The sequence below is a fragment of the Exiguobacterium sp. s64 genome, assembly GCF_018618035.1.
In the GTDB taxonomy this organism is placed as follows: domain Bacteria; phylum Bacillota; class Bacilli; order Exiguobacteriales; family Exiguobacteriaceae; genus Exiguobacterium; species Exiguobacterium mexicanum_A.
On the sequence record NZ_JACSLH010000008.1, the window covers coordinates 99,629 to 117,780 of the forward strand.

15 protein-coding genes are annotated in these 18,152 nt (G+C 53.5%); 10 read left to right on the forward strand and 5 right to left on the reverse strand.

All coding sequences use genetic code 11. The features are described 5' to 3' along the window. Nucleotides 1-37: 37 nt before the first annotated feature. Nucleotides 38-1,819 carry a solute:sodium symporter family transporter gene (locus tag KNP64_RS12060; protein ID WP_214793487.1) on the reverse strand — a complete coding sequence of 594 codons (1,782 nt, stop codon included), beginning with the start codon at nt 1,817-1,819 and terminating at the stop codon, nt 38-40. A 145-nt stretch (nt 1,820-1,964) separates the two neighbouring features. Beyond that, nucleotides 1,965-3,323 carry a magnesium transporter gene (gene mgtE, locus KNP64_RS12065; RefSeq protein ID WP_138858662.1) on the reverse strand — a complete coding sequence of 453 codons (1,359 nt, stop codon included), beginning with the start codon at nt 3,321-3,323 and terminating at the stop codon, nt 1,965-1,967. Between the two features lie 341 nt (nt 3,324-3,664). Between mgtE and arcA the strand changes: the two genes are divergently transcribed. The 9 genes from arcA (at nt 3,665) to cydC (ending at nt 15,352) form a co-directional block, all read left to right on the forward strand. Next, a complete protein-coding gene (gene arcA / locus KNP64_RS12070) occupies nt 3,665-4,894 on the forward strand; it encodes an arginine deiminase (protein ID WP_031199961.1) in 1,230 nt (409 codons plus the stop codon). Between the two features lie 16 nt (nt 4,895-4,910). Continuing rightward, nucleotides 4,911-5,939 carry an ornithine carbamoyltransferase gene (argF, locus tag KNP64_RS12075; protein ID WP_214711254.1) on the forward strand — a complete coding sequence of 343 codons (1,029 nt, stop codon included), beginning with the start codon at nt 4,911-4,913 and terminating at the stop codon, nt 5,937-5,939. A 54-nt stretch (nt 5,940-5,993) separates the two neighbouring features. Further along, a complete protein-coding gene (gene arcD, locus KNP64_RS12080) occupies nt 5,994-7,469 on the forward strand; it encodes an arginine-ornithine antiporter (protein ID WP_214711255.1) in 1,476 nt (491 codons plus the stop codon). A 15-nt stretch (nt 7,470-7,484) separates the two neighbouring features. Further along, nucleotides 7,485-8,447: a carbamate kinase gene (gene arcC, locus KNP64_RS12085; RefSeq protein WP_214793484.1), complete on the forward strand. Its 963-nt coding sequence runs from the start codon at nt 7,485-7,487 to the stop codon at nt 8,445-8,447. 179 nt (nt 8,448-8,626) lie between these two features. Beyond that, nucleotides 8,627-10,969 (forward strand): glycoside hydrolase family 31 protein, encoded by a 2,343-nt coding sequence (locus KNP64_RS12090; protein WP_214793481.1) that lies wholly within the window; start codon nt 8,627-8,629, stop codon nt 10,967-10,969. A 133-nt stretch (nt 10,970-11,102) separates the two neighbouring features. Then, complete coding sequence (locus KNP64_RS12095; protein WP_251126429.1) at nt 11,103-11,588, forward strand: Crp/Fnr family transcriptional regulator; 486 nt, start codon at nt 11,103-11,105, stop codon at nt 11,586-11,588. Next, nucleotides 11,585-11,791: a helix-turn-helix domain-containing protein gene (locus KNP64_RS14850; RefSeq protein ID WP_251126430.1), complete on the forward strand. Its 207-nt coding sequence runs from the start codon at nt 11,585-11,587 to the stop codon at nt 11,789-11,791. Before KNP64_RS12095 ends, KNP64_RS14850 begins: the two co-directional genes overlap by 4 nt. Nucleotides 11,792-11,915: 124 nt before the next feature. Further along, nucleotides 11,916-13,640 (forward strand): thiol reductant ABC exporter subunit CydD, encoded by a 1,725-nt coding sequence (gene cydD, locus KNP64_RS12100; protein ID WP_214793478.1) that lies wholly within the window; start codon nt 11,916-11,918, stop codon nt 13,638-13,640. Further along, a complete protein-coding gene (cydC, locus tag KNP64_RS12105) occupies nt 13,637-15,352 on the forward strand; it encodes a thiol reductant ABC exporter subunit CydC (RefSeq protein WP_214793475.1) in 1,716 nt (571 codons plus the stop codon). The genes cydD and cydC overlap by 4 nt, the downstream gene beginning before the upstream one ends. A gap of 247 nt (nt 15,353-15,599) precedes the next feature. Here the strand turns inward: cydC and KNP64_RS12110 are convergent, their stop codons facing one another. From KNP64_RS12110 to KNP64_RS12120, 3 genes are all read right to left on the reverse strand, one after another. Continuing rightward, nucleotides 15,600-16,124, reverse strand: coding sequence for a hypothetical protein (locus tag KNP64_RS12110; RefSeq protein ID WP_138858668.1), 525 nt, complete (start codon nt 16,122-16,124; stop codon nt 15,600-15,602). Between the two features lie 146 nt (nt 16,125-16,270). Then, on the reverse strand, nt 16,271-17,341 hold the full coding sequence (locus tag KNP64_RS12115) for a GGDEF domain-containing protein (protein ID WP_214793472.1): 1,071 nt from the start codon (nt 17,339-17,341) through the stop codon (nt 16,271-16,273). 90 nt (nt 17,342-17,431) lie between these two features. Then, nucleotides 17,432-17,767 carry a hypothetical protein gene (locus tag KNP64_RS12120; protein WP_214793690.1) on the reverse strand — a complete coding sequence of 112 codons (336 nt, stop codon included), beginning with the start codon at nt 17,765-17,767 and terminating at the stop codon, nt 17,432-17,434. An 88-nt stretch (nt 17,768-17,855) separates the two neighbouring features. Here KNP64_RS12120 and KNP64_RS12125 point away from each other — a divergent pair, with 88 nt between their 5' ends. Next, complete coding sequence (locus KNP64_RS12125; protein WP_214793469.1) at nt 17,856-18,038, forward strand: hypothetical protein; 183 nt, start codon at nt 17,856-17,858, stop codon at nt 18,036-18,038. The last annotated feature ends 114 nt before the right edge of the window (nt 18,039-18,152 follow it).

Below are 18,152 nucleotides of genomic sequence, written 5' to 3' on the forward strand. Positions count from 1 at the left end.
GATATCAGCAAGGAACGTGTCTGTTTGTCTAAATATATTATTCACCCATCGCTTCTTCACGCTCGGTGTCTGTCGTATCGAGATTGTTCAAGTATGCCTCATAACGCGGCAACCAGTAGCGATACGATGTCCAGACGAGCCCACTCGTCGTCGCGACCAAAGCGAGCGTCGCTGGCCAGAACCAGCTCGACACGATCCCGTCCGCGTAGGCGAGACCGATTGGTGAGAAGACGAAGTAGACGAACACCATCGAAGCAATCAGGATGATTGACGTCGAGATGGCATGGCGCCAAGGTTTGACGCGACCGAGGTCGATGCGAATCGGATTGATGTGTTGCATCGGACGAACTTTCGCGAACACGAGCATGATGGCCGTCTCGAGGACGAACAAAATCCCGTAAATATGAATGAAGTTAATGCCGAGATCGAAGCCGAACCACTGCTCCGTTCCCCAAACGAGGAAGTAATACGTGACGACGTGGAAGCCGATGACGAGTTTCGCGGCGATCGGCGGCACCCGCTTCACGAGCATCCCGATTAAGACGATGACGAGAATCGGGATGTTGAAGAAGCCGGTGAAACGGCGAATCAAGTCCCAAAGGCCGTCCGGTGCATACATCAAGTTTGGAGCGACGAAGAACGAGACGAGCGCGACGAACGTCCCGAACCATTTGCTGACCCGAATCAAGTCTTTGTCTGATGCGTCCGGTTTGAACTTCGGTTTGTAAATATCGAGCACGAATAGCGTAGCGATACTATTCAACAGCGAGTTGAACGAGCTGAACACGGCACCGAGCAAGACGGCGAGGAAAAAGCCCATGAGCCACATCGGCAACAAGTCGGCAATCAAGCTCGGATAAGCGAGGTCGGCCTTGTCGACGTTCGTGCCATACAAATGGAATGCGATAATCCCCGGGAGCAACATGAAAATCGGGACGAGCAACTTCAAATAGCCGGTGAAAAGCACCCCTTTTTGACCTTCGGCCAAGTTCTTCGCTCCGAGTGCCCGTTGGATGACGTATTGGTTGAGCGCCCAGTAGAACAAGTTCGCAAAAATCATCCCTGTGAAGATGGACAAGAACGGGACGGAATCGTTCTCTGAACCGATTGCGTTCAGTTTCTCTGGATTCTCGGTTGCAATCGTCTTCATCCCATCGACGAGGTTGCCGTCACCGAGCGCGATGAAGCCGAGCGTCGGGACGAGGAAACCGATGATGATCAAGCCGATTCCGTTCAACGTGTCGGAGACGGCGACGGCGCGGAGTCCGCCGAAAATGGCGTAAACCGCTCCGATAATCCCGATGAACCAAATGACGAGCCAGAGCGACTGCTCGAAGCTGATGCCGAGTAATTCCGGTACGTCAAACAGTTGTAGGACGGCCAAGCCGCCGGAATAGAGCATCGATGGAATCGTGACGCACATGTAGCCGAACAAGAACAACAAGACCGTCAAACGGCGGACGTCCTCGTCATACCGTTGGCTCAAAAATTCAGGGATTGTCGAAATACCGATTCCGAGAAAACGTGGCAGTAAAAAGAGCGCCATGATGATGGCGGCGATTCCGGCTGTGACTTCCCAAGCCATGGCCGACATGTTGCCGGCGAACGATTGCCCGTTTAAGCCAATCAACTGCTCGGCTGATAAGTTCGTCAATAAGAGCGATCCGGCGATAAAGATACCGGTGAGCCCCCGTCCTGCCAAGAAGTAGTCGTCGGCACTCTCGACTTTCCCTTTCGTCATGCGATAAGACACGTAAGCGACGAGCCCCATGAATAAGGCCCCTGTGATTAATATGTAAACAACTTGTTGAATGGTCAACGAATATCCCTCCCTCAATCTCTTCTTATTTATAAGTACTTTTTCATAACTACCCTTCACGAAGTATGATTATTTCCCGTTTTCTCTTTTGTAAAAGAACTGTAACAAACCTCACAACAAAAAAAGACACCTGAGAGGTCAGGTGTCAAAAAAAGCGAAGCAACGAAGTCGCGACCGTGAAATAAATGATTAAGCCGAGATTGTCGACGACCGTCGTGATGAACGGACCCGACGCGACGGCCGGATCAAGTTTCAATCGATTGATGAGGAGCGGCACGAGTGTCCCGACGATGGTCGCCACGCTGAGCGACGCAAAAATCGACAGACCGACAATCATACCGATTAAGGCACTGTCATAGAGGACGGTGATGACGCCGAAGATGACGACCATACAGGCGAGACCGAGCAATAGCCCCGTCCCGAACTCACGGCGAATCATCTTCAACACGTTCTTTCGATTGATTGTGCCGAGCGCAATCGAGCGGACGGCGACGACGAGCGATTGGGTGGCAGCGTTACCGGCCGAACCCATGACGAGCGGCATGAAGACGGCGAGTAAGACGATCGTTTCAAGCGTGTCCTCGAAACCACCGATCGTCGACGCGGTGATCATCCCGAGGAACATGAGACTGATAATCCATGGCGCCCGTTTCATCGCCGCCTCGACCGGTCCCATGTTGATGTCAGACGAACCTTTCGTCGCCGACAGTTCTTCAAAGTCCTCGGTCGTCTCGCGTTCGATGACGTCCATGACATCGTCGACCGTGATGATTCCAAGCAGATGGTCCTCGCTGTCGATGACAGGCAAGGCCAGTAAGTCATACTTTTGAACGGTCCGGGCCAAGTCTTCCTGGTCGGCGAGAACGTGGGCCGACACGACACGCCGGCCCATAATGTCCGCGATTTGCACGTCGAGCGGGGAGACGATCAAATCGCGTAGCGAGACGACGCCAACGAGGCGCCCGTTCGTATCGATGACATATAGATAATAAATCGTCTCAGCTTCCGGTCCAAGTTCGCGTAAGTCTTCGAGCGTCGCGCCAACAGTTTTGTCCGCCTTCAACACGATGAATTCGGTCGTCATGATGGCACCGGCCGTATCGTCCGGATAACGCATCAAGTCTTTGACCTCGGTCGCCTCGGTCTCGTCCATCAACTCGAACAGTTCGTTCATGAAATCATCGGGGAGCTCGGTCATCAAGTCGGCGGCGTTATCCGAGAACATGTCGTTCAACACACGCACGGCGAACGGACGGGGCATCTCTTGAATGAACTGTTCCTGCTCATCGAGCTCAAGCTTTTCAAACAGGTCAGTAAACTCTTCCGGGGACAGCGCCTCATAGACGAACTCACGGGCCGGACGTTCGAGTTCGATGAACAGGTCGGCCTGTTCACCAGGGTGGAGGGTGAGGAACACGTCGCGGAAATCGACCGGGTCCCCTTTTTGAATGAGCGCTGTCACTTGGGCTTCATGACGGGCGCGTTCTGTACGTTCGATTGCCATCGACTCACTTCCTTTTCACATCATTTGTCTATATTATGTCACGAATTTGAGCGGTCTCAAACAAAATCAAAAAAAGCTATGAATTTTTTTCACAATCTATACAGCGTGTATACGTCACTTTCTCTCGATTCGAGGGGCCACACCGTTTCTCGAGTGATTGTTCATTCATGTCACGTCATGGTCTATGCACTTTAGTGTGGAATCCAACACAGTCCAAACGTCGGACTTGCCCATCGTGGAAATGGGTAAGTTGATAATGTAAGGGTAGCAACACACCCGAATCACAAGGAGGAAGCGAGATGATATCGATGACGGATCAACAAACCGCACGGGATACTACGCTGAAACATCCGATCCACGTGTATTCAGAAATTGGTGAACTCAGGACCGTCCTTTTAAAACGTCCAGGACGCGAACTCGAAAATTTGACCCCGGAATATTTGGAACGACTCCTGTTTGACGACATTCCCCATCTTCCAGTCATTCAAAAAGAACACGACTACTTTGCGAGCGTGCTGCAAAATCGAGGCGTCGAAGTGCTTTATCTCGAAAACTTAATGGCTGAGACGTTGTCGTTGCCGGGTGTCCGTGAACGTTTCGTCGCTGATATCTTGTCAGAGTCCAAATCAAATATCAACGGTTCGTACGAGACGCTGAAAGAGTATTTGCTCGCCTACGACAATGAAAAGTTGATTGAGACCGTCATGGCCGGAATTCGAAAGTCCGAGATTAAGCCCGAAAAACGGCGCCACTTACACGAGATGATTGAGGACACGTATCCGTTCTATCTCGATCCGATGCCGAACTTATACTTCACCCGTGACCCGGCGGCAGCAATCGGCAACGGGCTATCCATCAACCGGATGAAAGAGCCGGCTCGTCGTCGTGAATCGTTGTTCACGCAATATATTATGCGCTATCACCCACGATTCGCGAAACATGATATCCCGATTTGGTCGGACCGCGACTACCGCTTCGCGATGGAGGGTGGGGACGAGCTCGTATTGTCGAAGGAAGTCGTCGCCATCGGGATTTCCGAGCGGACGACGGCCCAAGGGATTGAACGGGTCGCCCTCAACTTGTTGAAAAACGGCGGCACATTCAAAAAAGTCATCGCCATCGAAATTCCGAAGTCACGTGCGTTCATGCATCTCGATACGGTCTTCACGATGGTCGACCATGACAAGTTCACGATTCATCCGTTCATCCAAGGTCCAGGAGGCAAGATGAATATCTTTGAACTGACGTTGAACGCTGAAGGCGAACTTCACATCACGCAGCATACGGATCTGTTGAACGTGTTGAAAGCCGCACTCGGTCTCGATGAGATCGTCTTAATCCCATGTGGGGGCGGGGACCCGATTGCCGCTGCCCGCGAGCAATGGAACGATGGGTCGAACACGCTCGCCATCGCCCCAGGCGTCGTCGTCACGTACGACCGCAACTACGTTTCGAACGAGTTGCTCCGTTCCGAGGGCGTTGAAGTCATCGAAATCATGTCGAGTGAACTGTCGCGTGGCCGTGGGGGTCCACGCTGTATGAGCTGTCCGATTATCCGCGAAGACATTTAACGAGGAGGAAACGAGCATGTCCACAACGTACAACTTTGATTTGAAAGGCCGTCATTTTCTATCATTGAACGATTTTTCAGGAGACGAGTTGAACTATTTGATCGATTTATCGGCCGCCTTCAAGCGTCAAAAGCAACAAGACGTCCCGCACCGCATCTGTGAAGGGAAGAACGTGGCGCTCTTGTTTGAAAAACCATCGACACGGACGCGTTGTGCGTTTACCGTGGCGGCCATCGATCTCGGCATGCATCCGGAATACCTCGGGAAATCGGATATCCAGTTCGGCAAAAAAGAATCGGTTCGAGACACGGCCATCGTGCTCGGACGTATGTTCGACGGCATCCAGTTCCGTGGGTTCGCCCATGAGACGGTCGAAGGTTTGGCCAAAGATGCTGGTGTCCCGGTATGGAACGGGTTAACGGACTTATATCATCCGACTCAAATCTTGGCCGACTTCTTGACCGTCAAAGAACAGAAAGGCGAGTTGTCTGGCATTCGCTTCGTCTATGTCGGCGATGGACGCAACAATATGGGCAACACGCTCTTGATTGGTGGGGCCAAAGTCGGAATGGACATGCGCATCTGCGCGCCGAAATCGCTCTGGCCGTCAGATGAAGTCGTCGATTTTGCCCGCTCGGTCGCTGCCGAGACCGGGGCGAAGATCACGTTGACCGAAAGCATCGATGAAGCGGTCGCCGACGCCGACGTCATCTACACGGACGTCTGGGTGTCGATGGGCGAAGAGGCGGAATTCGCCGAGCGGATCAAGTTGCTCCATCCTTACCAAGTGAACATGGACATGCTCACGAAGACGAATAATCCGGACGTCATGTTCCTCCACTGTCTGCCTGCCTTCCACGACTTGGAGACCGAAGTCGGCCGGGCGATCCATGCGGAGTACGGATTGAGCGAGATGGAAGTCACGGATGAAGTGTTCCGGAGCCGTCACTCCTTCGTCTTTGACGAAGCCGAGAACCGGATGCATACGATTAAAGCGGTGATGGCCGCGACGCTCACCGACACGAACGAATGGCTTGAACGCTGACGGATGGGAGGGGACCTCCCCTCCGGCCCGTACTAAACGAAAGGGATGAGTTCAATGTCTACGAAAATAGCACATGACTCAAGTGGAACGGCTGGCGTGCAACCAGAGAAGAAAGATCGACGTTTAGGGCTCGGGGCGCTGACGGCACTCGTCGTCGGTTCAATGATCGGCGGCGGCGCCTTCAACTTGGCGGCCGACTTGGCCCAAGGTGCGAACGCGGGAGCGATTTTGATTGGGTGGGTCATCACCGGAATCGGGATTATCGCCCTCGGCCTCAGTTTTCAAAATTTGACGATGCGTCGTCCGGATCTCGATGGTGGGGTGTACAGTTACGCCCGGGCCGGCTTCGGTCAGTTTGTCGGGTTCAACTCGGCGTGGGGCTACTGGCTCTCCGCGTGGCTCGGCAACGTCGCCTATGCGACGCTTCTGTTCAGTTCGGTCGGCTATTTCTTCCCAATCTTTGAAGGCGGTCAAAACATCGCTTCGATCCTTGGTGCCTCGATTATGCTATGGCTCGTGCATTCGTTGATTTTACGTGGTATTCACGAAGCGTCGATGATCAATATCATCACGACGATTGCGAAACTCGTACCGATTTTTGCTTTCATCACCATCACCTTATTCTTCTTCAACCTCGATAATTTCACGTTCGATTTCTGGGGACAGGGTGGTTTCTCATGGGGTAGTGTGAGAGATCAGGTCGTCTCGACGATGCTCGTCACACTATGGGTGTTCATCGGGGTCGAAGGGGCGGTCGTCTTATCTGGACGGGCCCGCAAGCGCTCGGACGTCGGGAAAGCGACGGTCATCGGATTGCTCGGAACGCTCATTATCTATCTGCTCATCTCGGTCATGTCGCTCGGTCTGATGAATCCAGAGAACGTGGCGAACGCCTCGCAACCGGCGATGGCGTACTTGCTCGAGTCAGCGGTCGGACCGTGGGGCGCGATGCTCATCAATGGCGGTCTCGTCATCTCGGTTCTCGGAGCATGGCTCGGCTGGACGTTGCTCGCCGCTGAGATCCCATTCGTAGCCGGGAAAGACGGCGTGTTCCCGAAATGGTTCACGAAAGAGAACAAAAACAACGCACCGGCCAACGCGCTCTGGCTCACGAACGGATTGATTCAATTGTTCCTCTTCACGTTCCTGTTCTCGGATGCGGCGTATAATTTCGCCTTCTCGCTCGCTTCGAGCGCCATCTTGATTCCGTACGTCTTCTCGGCCTTCTATCAAGTCAAAGTCGCAAAGAACGGCATCGGCTACAACGCCGGTGAACGCCGGACCCGCGACCTCATCATCGGGGCCGTCGCCTCGATTTACGGCATTTGGCTCATCTATGCGGCCGGAATCGACTATTTGCTCTTGACGACGTTACTGTACGCACCAGGTACGTTGCTCTATATCAAGGCGCAGCGTGAGAACGGCATCAAGACGTTGACGAAGACGGAGTGGATTGTGGCCGGTGTCTTGACCGCGCTCGCCATCTTGGCCGTCGTGCGCATCGTCTCAGGCAATATCTCAGTCTTTTGATCGGGGGAAACCAATATGCGGAATAAACGAGTAGTCATCGCACTAGGAGGAAATGCGATTCAACAAGGGAAAGATGCGACGGCCGAGGCTCAGATTCGAGCCGTCGAGGCGACGGCTGAATCACTGGCCGCGCTTGTCGCCGAAGGCATTGAGGTCATCATCACCCATGGGAACGGGCCGCAAGTCGGAAATTTGATGTTACAACAGGCCGCATCAGACAGTCCGGCGACACCGGCTTTGCCACTCGACGTCTGCGGGGCGATGACGCAAGGGATGATCGGCTATTGGTTCGAAAACGCCCTCACGAAAGCACTAAGAGCACGTGGTCTAGAACGTTCGGTCGCACCAATCGTCACACGTTCGGTCGTCGACCCGAACGATAGCGCCTTTAGTCACCCGACGAAACCGATCGGTCCTTTCTACGACGAGGCGGAAGCGCAACAAATCGAACGGACGACAGGGTATGTGTTCAAAGAAGACGCGGGCCGCGGCTATCGTCGCGTCGTCCCAAGCCCGTTTCCAGTCGCGATTCTTGAGCATGCGGTCATCCGTGACCTCGTCGCCCATGAGCACATCGTCGTCGCCTCTGGCGGCGGCGGGATTCCCGTCATCGATACACCAGAAGGATACGTCGGTGTCGAGGCGGTCATCGATAAAGATTTCGCCGCTGCGAAACTCGCCGATTTCGTCGATGCCGACATGCTTCTCATTTTGACGGCCGTCGAGCACGTGTTCGTCGATTACGGCACACCGTCGGCACGGGCGCTCGAGGAGACGACGAAAGAGCAACTTGAGACGTATATCGCCGAAGGCCAGTTCGCACCGGGCAGCATGTTGCCAAAAGTTCGGGCCGCCCTCCAATTCGCCGAATCAGGCCAGGACCGGGTCGCCGTCATCACGTCGCTTGAGCAAGCCCTTGCGGCGGTCCGAGGCGAGGTCGGGACGCGCGTCCGACTCGCCGCGACGCTCCAACAATAAGCACGAAACCGCAGATGTCCGCGTCTGCGGTTTTTTTCCTGAAATGGTATCTCGTCGTTTTTTATGGTCCGACATGGGGAAGGGAAGTTGTATGTCGATTTAGACATTGTTATCATCGTTAGTGTAAACGTTTGCACAATTTAGAAGGGAAGTGACGAAGAGCGGTAACGCTCGAGCTTATGCGTCTATTTGAAGAGGAGAACGTCTATACGCAACAAATGAAACCGCAGGCAGATGATCGGGCGATCGTCCAAGGGAGCTGCTATCGCTTCACGGTACTGACGAGCCAACTGATTCGGATGGAGTATGCCGAGGATGGGGTGTTCGAAGACCGGCCGACCCAAGTCGTCTTTAACCGGGCCTTCGCAGTCCCAGAGTTTCGCGTGATCGAGGATGAGACAGAACTGCAAATCATCACGGAGCACGTCCACCTCTACTACACGAAAGGGCCGTTCGCGCCGAACACGCTCTACGTCGATGTGAAAGGGAACTTCAGTACGTACTATAGCCGCTATACATTTAACGGACCGGAGCGGACGTTGAAGGGGACGGCGCGCACGCTCGACCATGTCGACGGGGCGACGGAACTCGGTGAGGGCATCGCCTCAAAACAAGGGTATGCCGTCATCGATGATTCCGATTCGTTCATCATGACCGAGGACCGTTTTGTGGAACCGAGACGGAAGCATATCCATGACTTGTACTACTTCGGGTATGGGCATGAGTATAAGCGTGCACTCCGTGACTTCTATCAATTGACCGGCCCGACGCCGCTGTTGCCACGAAAAGCGCTCGGCAACTGGTGGAGCCGCTATTGGCGTTACGACGAGACGGAATATAAAGAACTCATGCGTCGGTTTAAGACAGAAGACATCCCGTTCTCGGTCAGCGTCATCGACATGGATTGGCACGTCACCGACGTCCCGGAAGAATACGGGAGCGGATGGACGGGCTACTCATGGAATAAGAACTTGTTCCCGGACCCGAAAGGATTCTTGACGTGGCTCAAGCAAGAAGGGTTGCTCGTCACGTTGAACTTGCATCCGGCGGATGGCGTGCGTGCGTTCGAAGACCAATATGTGGCGATGGCCGAGGCGATGGGCATCAATCCGTCCCAAGGCGACCGCATCCCGTTCGACTTTTCCGATAAACGCTTCATTCAAGCCTATTTCGAGCAGATGCATCATCCGCATGAAGACGACGGCGTCGATTTCTGGTGGATCGACTGGCAACAAGGCTCGACCTCGAAAATGGAGGGGCTCGACCCGCTCTGGATGTTGAATCACTATCATGCGACCGATATCGCCCGGGATGGCAACCGTCCGCTCATCTTCTCCCGTTACGCGGGGCCGGGCAGTCATCGCTATCCGGTCGGATTCTCGGGTGACACGCTGATTTCGTGGGCGTCACTGGCGTTCCAACCGTACTTTACAGCGACGGCGGCCAATATCGGTTACGGCTGGTGGAGCCATGACATCGGCGGGCATTATCGCGGTTCGAAAGACGACGAGCTCGCCGCACGCTGGGTCGCGTTCGGGGTGTTCAGTCCGATTATGCGACTGCACTCGACATTGAGTACGTTCAACGGCAAAGAACCGTGGCGCTTCGGTCTCGAGGCGGAGCGGTCGATGAAGACGTTCTTGCGTCTGCGCCATCAATTGATCCCGTACATCTATACGATGAACTGGCGGAACCACGCGGGTGCCTTGCCGCTCATCTTACCGATGTATTATGAACATCCGGACGAGGACGCGGCGTATGAAGTACCGAACGAATACTACTTCGGCAGTGAGCTCATCGTCTCCCCGATCGTCGAACCGATGAATCGACAGCTCCATGTGGCGGCGACGAACGTCTGGCTACCGAAAGGTGACTGGTTCGACTTCTTTACCGGTCATCGCTACAGCGGGGACAAATCGGTTCGCGTGTTCCGCGGGCTCGAAGATCAGGCGGTGTTCGCCAAAGCCGGGGCGATTATCCCGATGGCACCACACCATTCGGGTCGAAACGATACCGACAACCCAGCCGATTTGGAAGTGCTCATCTTCCCAGGCGCCTCGAACACGTTCACGCTCTATGAAGACAATGGGAAGGACCGTGGCTATGAGACGGGAGCCTACGCCGAGACGACGTTCACGCTTGATTGGGAGGAACGGAGCCTTCATATCCAAGTGACAGGTGACCGGTCTGTATTACCGGTGGACCGCCATGTCACGTTGCTGCTTCGAGGGGTGACCGGGTCTGGTGAATACAAACGGGAGACACAGACGCTGCGCCTCGAGCTCGGACCGATCAGAGACGAGCTGACCGTGGAACTCCCGGTCGATGTGACGGCGAACGACCATCGTCTCGATCGGTTGTATCGCTTCTTGGACCGTGCGGAAATCTCATACGATTTAAAAGACCGGTTATACCGGTCAGCGGCCGCGAAGACGCGACTCGAAGCATGGCTGTTCGATTTACATGCGCTCGAACTCGATCGCGACCTGCAAGACGCGATTATGGAATTGATGCTCGACTGAATACTTTATTGTGACGAAGAGGGGCGGTTCATGCCCTTCTTTTTTGTAAGAAAATCGTTGGATTTTGTAAGCATTTTCACAAAAGAGTCGTTTTATACTTAAAAGGGAGGCAAGATGGATTGGAGGATGCGACATGAAACCAAAATGGACGGTGGACGATTTGAGACAGCTTGATGTGTTCGCCAAATGTGCCACACGAGAGCTCGAGGCGCTGTTGCCGCATGTGTATTGCCGCGTGTATCGGAAAGGTCAACTCTTGTTCATAGAGGGCGATCCCCGGGAACGGGTCTATTTCTTGATTAGCGGTTATGTGAAGCTTGAACGTTGCAACGAGACGGCGACACATCAATATACGGACTACTTGAAACCGAAGCAGTTGTTCCCGTATCGCGGCTTGTTGACGGAACCGTACTATCAACATTCAGCCGAGGCCTTGACCGATATCGAGGTCATCTATATGCCGACGGACCGATTCGAACAACTCGTCTCTCGGAACGCGTCGATGTTACTCCATATCGTCGGACAGATGAATCGGATTCTCGACTTGCACGAACGACGGGTGCAGGACATCATCACTCCGAGTCGACCGAACGCGTACTCAACACGATCCATTACTTGATTGAAGACCTCGGGGAACCGGAAGCAGAGGGGGTTCGCGTCCGGTGTCCGTTCACGACGATTGAAATCTCACGCTTATCCGGCACGTCACGGGAGACCGTGTCGAACATCTTGTCGCGCTTACGAAAAGAAGAGGTGCTTCACTTCGATGCGCGTGAATTGATGATCGGCCATCCCGAATACTTTGAACAGTCGACCGTATGACGCCACGTGATATACGCGGCGTCTTTTGCATGTCTGGCTAAGCGAAGCGTTCGCCATGGTCGTATGCATCAGTTATAATTAGTGAGAATCCTCACAAAGAAAAGTTTTGGATAGTACAGAAAGGATGAACGCAGTGAAACGACTGCAAGCTCTCGCTTTAGCTGAAAAACGCCATATCGTCGGACTCGTCATCGCCGCGGTGATGATCGGATTGTCGATTTTGGCGCAGGCGTATTTAATCGTCGATATCGTCGACCAGGTCTTTTTAAAAAATGCATCGTTTGAAAGCATCATCCCGGCGCTCGGCTGGCTCATTCTCGCCCTCGTCACGCGTGCTTTGTTCGGCTACATGTCAGGACGAATCGGAGCTAGTCTAGCGGAGAAAGCGAAACGGACACTCCGTTTGCAGTTGCTTGACCGTTATACATCGAATCCGATCGAGACATCTTTGTCCGGACAGTCCGGAAAGAAAGTCAGCGTCTTCATGGACGCGGTCGATGAAGTCGACGCCTACTTCAGCCAATATTGGCCGCAAGTCATTCAAACGTCGATCATTCCGCTGCTCATTCTCGTCGTCGTCTTCAGCCAACATTGGATCTCGGGCATCATCATGATGGTGACGGCGCCGTTCATCCCAATCTTTTTCATTATCATCGGGATTGCGACGCAGAAAAAATCCGAACAACAGATGGAGAAGATGAACCAGTTCTCCGGAAAGTTCTTGGACGTGTTGCAAGGATTGACGACATTGAAACTATACGGTCGGACCGAGCGTGAGGCGCAAGCGATTGAAAAGAGCAGTCTCGACTTCCGCGACGCGACGATGGTCGTCTTGAAGACGGCGTTCTTATCGGGTCTCATGCTCGAGTTCATCTCGATGCTCAGCACGGGCGTCGTCGCACTCGAAGTGGCGCTGCAAATGGTCGTCTGGCAGAACTTGACGTTCTTCTCCGGCTTTTTGATTCTCGTCTTGGCTCCGGAATACTATTTGGCCATCAAAGACCTCGGCGGTGCGTTCCATACCGGACGCGGCAGCATGGGGGCGGCCGATCGTATTTTCGAGGCGCTCGACGCACCGGATGAACGTCTGCAGTGGGGCGACCGGACGTTGACGAGCCGGACGCCCGACCTCGAGCTCGACGCCGTCTCGTTCGCCTATGAAGGTGGACGCTTCACGCTGGACCCATTGAGCGGTATGATTCCTACTGGCGCTCATGTGGCGCTCGTCGGGGCGAGTGGATCTGGCAAGACGACCGTTTTGAACGTGTTGTCCGGACTCGTCAAACCGGACAGTGGACGTGTCCTCGTCGACGGAGAACCACTCGAGACATACACCGATTCGTCATGGTATGACACAATCGGGTACATCTCACAAAATCCGTATTTGTTCGCCGGTACCGTTGCTGATAATATCGCCCTCGGGGAAACAGCCGACGAGATAAAAATCCTTGAAGCCGCGAATGCAGCCGGACTGAACGATGTCATCGCGCAATTGCCGAACGGCATTCATACCGAGCTCGGTGAAGGCGGTTATGGATTGTCCGGAGGCGAACGACAACGACTCGCCTTGGCCCGTGCCTTCTTGAAACGTCCCGGCATCATCTTGTTTGATGAACCGACGACAGGGCTCGATTTAGTGACGGAGCAAATCGTTCGGCGTTCGATTGAGGAGTTGTCGCGTGAGGCGACGCTCGTCACGGTCGCGCATCGGTTGCATACAATTAAGCAGGCAGATGCGATTTGGTTCATGGACGATGGAAAGCTACTCGCCCAAGGCACGCATGACGAACTGCTCAGCGTTCCGCAATACGCTGACTTGTTCACGCTACAGAAAGGGGTGAGAGGATGAATTCACTTTGGACGATCACGAAATGGATGATGCGAGAGAAGAAAGATATCGTCCTCTCGATCTTCTTTGGGTACGTGGCCGGCATCGCGGCCGTCGCCTTGTTCGCGGCGAGCGGTTATCTTGTCTCACGGGCCGGCCTCGTACCGCCGCTCTATGCGCTCATGGTACCTGTCGTCTTGATTAAATTGTTCGGTGTGATTCGGGCGAGTGCGCGTTATCAAGAGCGCCTTGCCTCGCACCGGGCGACGTTCACGATTTTGAGCGAGTTGCGGGTCCGGTTTTACCGCCAGCTTGAACCGCTCGTGCCGAGCATCTTTGCCAAGTATCGGAGTGGAGATTTGCTTGCTCGCGTCGTCGGTGACGTCGAGAGCTTGCAAAACTACTTTTTACGGGTATTCTATCCGCCGATTATCTTGGTGCTCGTCTTCTTGAGCACGATTTTCTTCGTCACGTATTTCTCGATGTGGGTCAGCCTCTGGATTTTGTTCGGTGTGTTCGTGACCGGTTTTTTGATTCCGGCGTTCTTCGCCCGAATCCGTGCCAAGCACGACCGCGAGCTTCGCGCTTTACGGGGTGACCTGTCGAGTGGGATGACAGAGATGATGTACGGATATCGCGATTTGTTGCTTCATCATCAACTTGGACGGACACGCGGCGAGCTGCTCGAACAGAGTGACCGTTACGCCGAAGCGCAGAAACGGGATGTGACGAATCAGTTCTTCAACTCGTCACTCGTCGTGGCGGCATCCCTACTCGTCTCGTGGGGTGTTCTTGCTATCGGGGCGTATCTCGTTGTCGACGGCGAGTTAAACGGCCTATTTTTGGCCATGCTCATCATGATGTCGCTCACCGCGTTTGAGAACGCGACACCGATGGCGGTCTTCCCAGGCCACTTTGCCGACAGCAAGCAAGCGGCCGATCGACTGCTCGAAGTCGTCGAGCCGAGTGAAGCAATCGTCGCGGCCGAGGTCGCCCGGACGGACATGGTACTCGAATCCGCTCCGGACGTATCGTTTGAGCGCGTGACCTATCGCTATCCGGATACGTACCGCGACGTCCTGAGCGACGTGGATGTGACGTTACGAAGCGGGACGAAGACGGTCATCGTCGGGCCGAGCGGCTCAGGGAAATCGACGCTCCTGCAACTGTTGCTCGCTTTCGTCAGACCCGATTCCGGTGAGATCCGATTGAATGGGCAACGGTTGGACGATGTGACCCAAGCATCGGTCTGGCGTGAAGCCAGCGTCGTCCTTCAAGAGAACCACTTCTTTTTCGGGACGGTACGGGAGAACTTGGCGCTCGCCGGAGAGTTCACCGACGCTGAGATGGAAGCGGCGCTCACGAGCGTCCGGCTCGGTTTCTCGCTCGACGAGCCCGTCCTTGAGAAAGGGGCGAACTTATCGGGCGGCGAGCGGCAACGTCTTGCCATCGCCCGAGCCTTGTTGAAGAATGGATTGCTCTGGATACTTGACGAAGCGACGTCGGCCCTCGATGCGCGGACCGAGGCGGACGTGTTCGCCGAAGTCTTCCGCCGTGCCGAGTCATCGACACTCGTCATGGTCAGCCATCGCCTGACCGGGCTCGAGCGCTTCGATCACATCATCGTCATGGAAGGCGGTCGCGTCGTAGAGACGGGAACGTATGATGAACTGATGCGGTCCCGCGGTGTCTTCTATGGCTTGAAACAGATCGAGCAAGATATTTTCGCATGAAAAAACGAGCGGCTCCGTCGGAGAGCCGCTCGTTTTTTTGGATGGCAAATTTGGGTGCAACAAATGGGGGTTGTCGCATTGCTTTCAAAAAGAGTGTCGTGGAGGGGAATCCACGTGACGTATTGGTTTGGGGAACGTTTACGTCAAGCTTTGGGAGCTACAACTAGAGTATAAGTGATAACGATTCTCATTGTCAATTAGTAAATTGTACAAAAAAACCGCAAACCAAACTGTTTGCGGATCGTTTTCAGCTCGACGGTACGCCCTTACGAAGCGTGAAGCGAAGCAAGCTGAACAAGTAACGAGTATAGAAGAGCGCGAACGCATAAAATACAGCGATGGCAGAAGCACCGAGTTCAACACCTGGAATGTTCATCAAGAACTCGAGGATGAGAATCGACAGCAAGAAAATATAAAGACCTGCATCAAGATAGAGCGGCATTAATTTTCCGCGTTGGTGCCAGAACGTCCGGACGAGCGGTGCGACGATCATCCCGATGATGCGTTCCGCGAACCCGATGCTGAGCACGGCAATCATGAAGGCGGCGACCGTCTCGAACGATACGAGTTCTGAGAAGGCGAACATGGAGATGAGTAGGAGCGGACCGATAAAAATCATCATCGAGAGGGACGTGCGTAAAAAGATAAACAAGTTCCGTTTCATCGTATCGACTCCCCCGAAGAGCGACTGCCGGAACGTCTTGCCACGTTGATAGTCGAGGATGAACGATCCCACAAACATCAAACCGAATAGTGATAACAATACTGTCATGAAATGTGTTTCCCCTTTTTCTGTCCAAATCTATGATCACTGTAAGGATAGTCGAATCAAAGTCTAGCCTAGTGTACCGATTCACTAGTTGAAAGTAAAGAGGGAAAACTGCGGAAAATCGCAATCTTTTGCGAACATGAGGCGCTTTACGACGCCAGAATGAATCGATTTCGTCCCGATTCCTTTGCGTGGTATAACGCTTCGTCGGCATGTTTCAACACGCTGTCGACTTCGATATCGTTCGAATGGCAGGCCCCGAGCGAAACGGTGATATGGAGCGTCCCCGCGCTCGTCTCGAACGGGAACGTCGAGACTTTTTCTCGTATAGATTCAGCGAGGCGAGTCACTTCATCTCGATTGGCGTTCGGCATGATGATTAAAAATTCTTCTCCACCGAAGCGACCGACGAGATGTCGTTCCTCGCTCTCGGCGACGAGTAGCATGCCGAGTTCACGTAATACGTCGTCGCCGACGTCATGGCCGTACGTGTCATTCACGCGCTTGAAATGATCGATATCGACAAGGATCAACGCGTACTCTTTTGCCTCGACGTTCAGGTTGGCCATGGCTTCATTTAATAGACGCCGGTTGGCGATGCCGGTCAGTGCGTCCGTCCGGGCAAGTTGTTGCTGGTGCTGGACGTTCTCAAAGTGACGGCGCAGTTCTTGAAGTAACCGGTAAGCTGCATAGGCACCGCCGTATGCCATCACGACGTAGGCAAAAATGATAGGGTAGAACAATTGAAGCGGTAACGCATAATAGATGGCGGCACCGAAAACAGCGATACTGATCGTCGTGAAAATGAGTAGCGTATTGCGGGTATTATCGAGTTTGAGGCGCAATAGACTGATAGGAAGGACGAGCCCGATCATCGTCAAGATCGCCAAATAAAAGCCGATATACGCCCCGTCGGTGACCATCAAAAATCGGGCGGTCAGAAAGATGACAGCAGCGACAACCCCGCTGACCCATCCACCGAACAGGACGGCAAGTGAGATTGGTATGGAGCGCAAATCAATTAGGATCCCTTCAAGTGGCAGTGCGTTCGCTAGTAAAATCAAGGCGACAATCCCGGTTTGAACGCCGAGCAGGATTCTGCCTTTCAACGGCGATTTCGGTGTGAGTCGTGGATGGTTGCGGAAAGGGAGAAACGAAATCGTGAATAACGTGAACAGGATACACAGATTCAGAAAAAATGAGTTGATGATTGTGAGCATGAACGCATCCCCTAACGTGAAATGGAAATAATTAGTTTCAGTTTAGCATATTCAAATCAAGTTGACGCTCTTTGAATGAAGGGAATGTGTTCACCATTCCCGCCATTCTTCCGTCACGTATTCTGTTGTCTCATAACCAGCTAGAACGGCACCGGCTTGTATGAAGTCGTACAATTCCTCACGCTCGACCGTCTCGATGAAATGGTCGTGTTCTTCATCAATTTCGTTTAAACGCAATACGACGTCGCGGACAGCCGTTAACACGTTTACTTCCGTCCCGTCTGCATGTGTCAAGGCGGTCACGTACCGTCGGAGCACGGCATCGACTGCAAAGATGATCTCGATGGTATACACGTCATCTCCCTCGGTCATCCGGTTTTCCCAGATTAGTGTCGGGCGCTCGGCCCATAATCGTTCAACTTCCATATTAGGTGTCTTCTTTAAAATGGAACATCATCTTCCACTCTATCTTAACAAATAAGTTTGGTATGATAGAGAAAAAGGGGGACTGTCCGTGCGGTATTGGGATCATTTTAAGCGAGCCTTCATTCCGATCGCGCTCATCTTGATCGGGTTAGCCATCTTTTATACATTATCGGCTCGAGGGAATATGGCGTTGACTATTCTCGGGGCGGTCATCGTGGGCGTCATCTTATTTTTAGTGATGCGGCACATGAATCAGGTCGAGGAAGACTAAGACGAGAACACGTTCGTGGTTCTCGTCAGACTGTAGACAAAACATTGTCTGCAGTCTTTTTTATTTGCCCGACCGGGCACAGCTCGCTTTTCTGGGGGCAAGCAGGGAGCCGCA

Bases quoted from the DNA above. Each gene is read 5' to 3' on its own strand.
- cydC (WP_214793475.1), top strand. From the start codon at position 13,637: ATGAATTCACTTTGGACGATCACGAAATGGATGATGCGAGAGAAGAAA.
- mgtE (WP_138858662.1), bottom strand. From the start codon at position 3,323: ATGGCAATCGAACGTACAGAACGCGCCCGTCATGAAGCCCAAGTGACA.
- cydD (WP_214793478.1), top strand. From the start codon at position 11,916: ATGAACGCAGTGAAACGACTGCAAGCTCTCGCTTTAGCTGAAAAACGC.
- KNP64_RS12110 (WP_138858668.1), bottom strand. From the start codon at position 16,124: ATGACAGTATTGTTATCACTATTCGGTTTGATGTTTGTGGGATCGTTC.
- KNP64_RS12115 (WP_214793472.1), bottom strand. From the start codon at position 17,341: ATGCTCACAATCATCAACTCATTTTTTCTGAATCTGTGTATCCTGTTC.
- argF (WP_214711254.1), top strand. From the start codon at position 4,911: ATGTCCACAACGTACAACTTTGATTTGAAAGGCCGTCATTTTCTATCA.
- KNP64_RS12120 (WP_214793690.1), bottom strand. From the start codon at position 17,767: ATGGAAGTTGAACGATTATGGGCCGAGCGCCCGACACTAATCTGGGAA.
- arcD (WP_214711255.1), top strand. From the start codon at position 5,994: ATGTCTACGAAAATAGCACATGACTCAAGTGGAACGGCTGGCGTGCAA.
- arcC (WP_214793484.1), top strand. From the start codon at position 7,485: ATGCGGAATAAACGAGTAGTCATCGCACTAGGAGGAAATGCGATTCAA.
- KNP64_RS12095 (WP_251126429.1), top strand. From the start codon at position 11,103: ATGAAACCAAAATGGACGGTGGACGATTTGAGACAGCTTGATGTGTTC.
- KNP64_RS12090 (WP_214793481.1), top strand. From the start codon at position 8,627: ATGCGTCTATTTGAAGAGGAGAACGTCTATACGCAACAAATGAAACCG.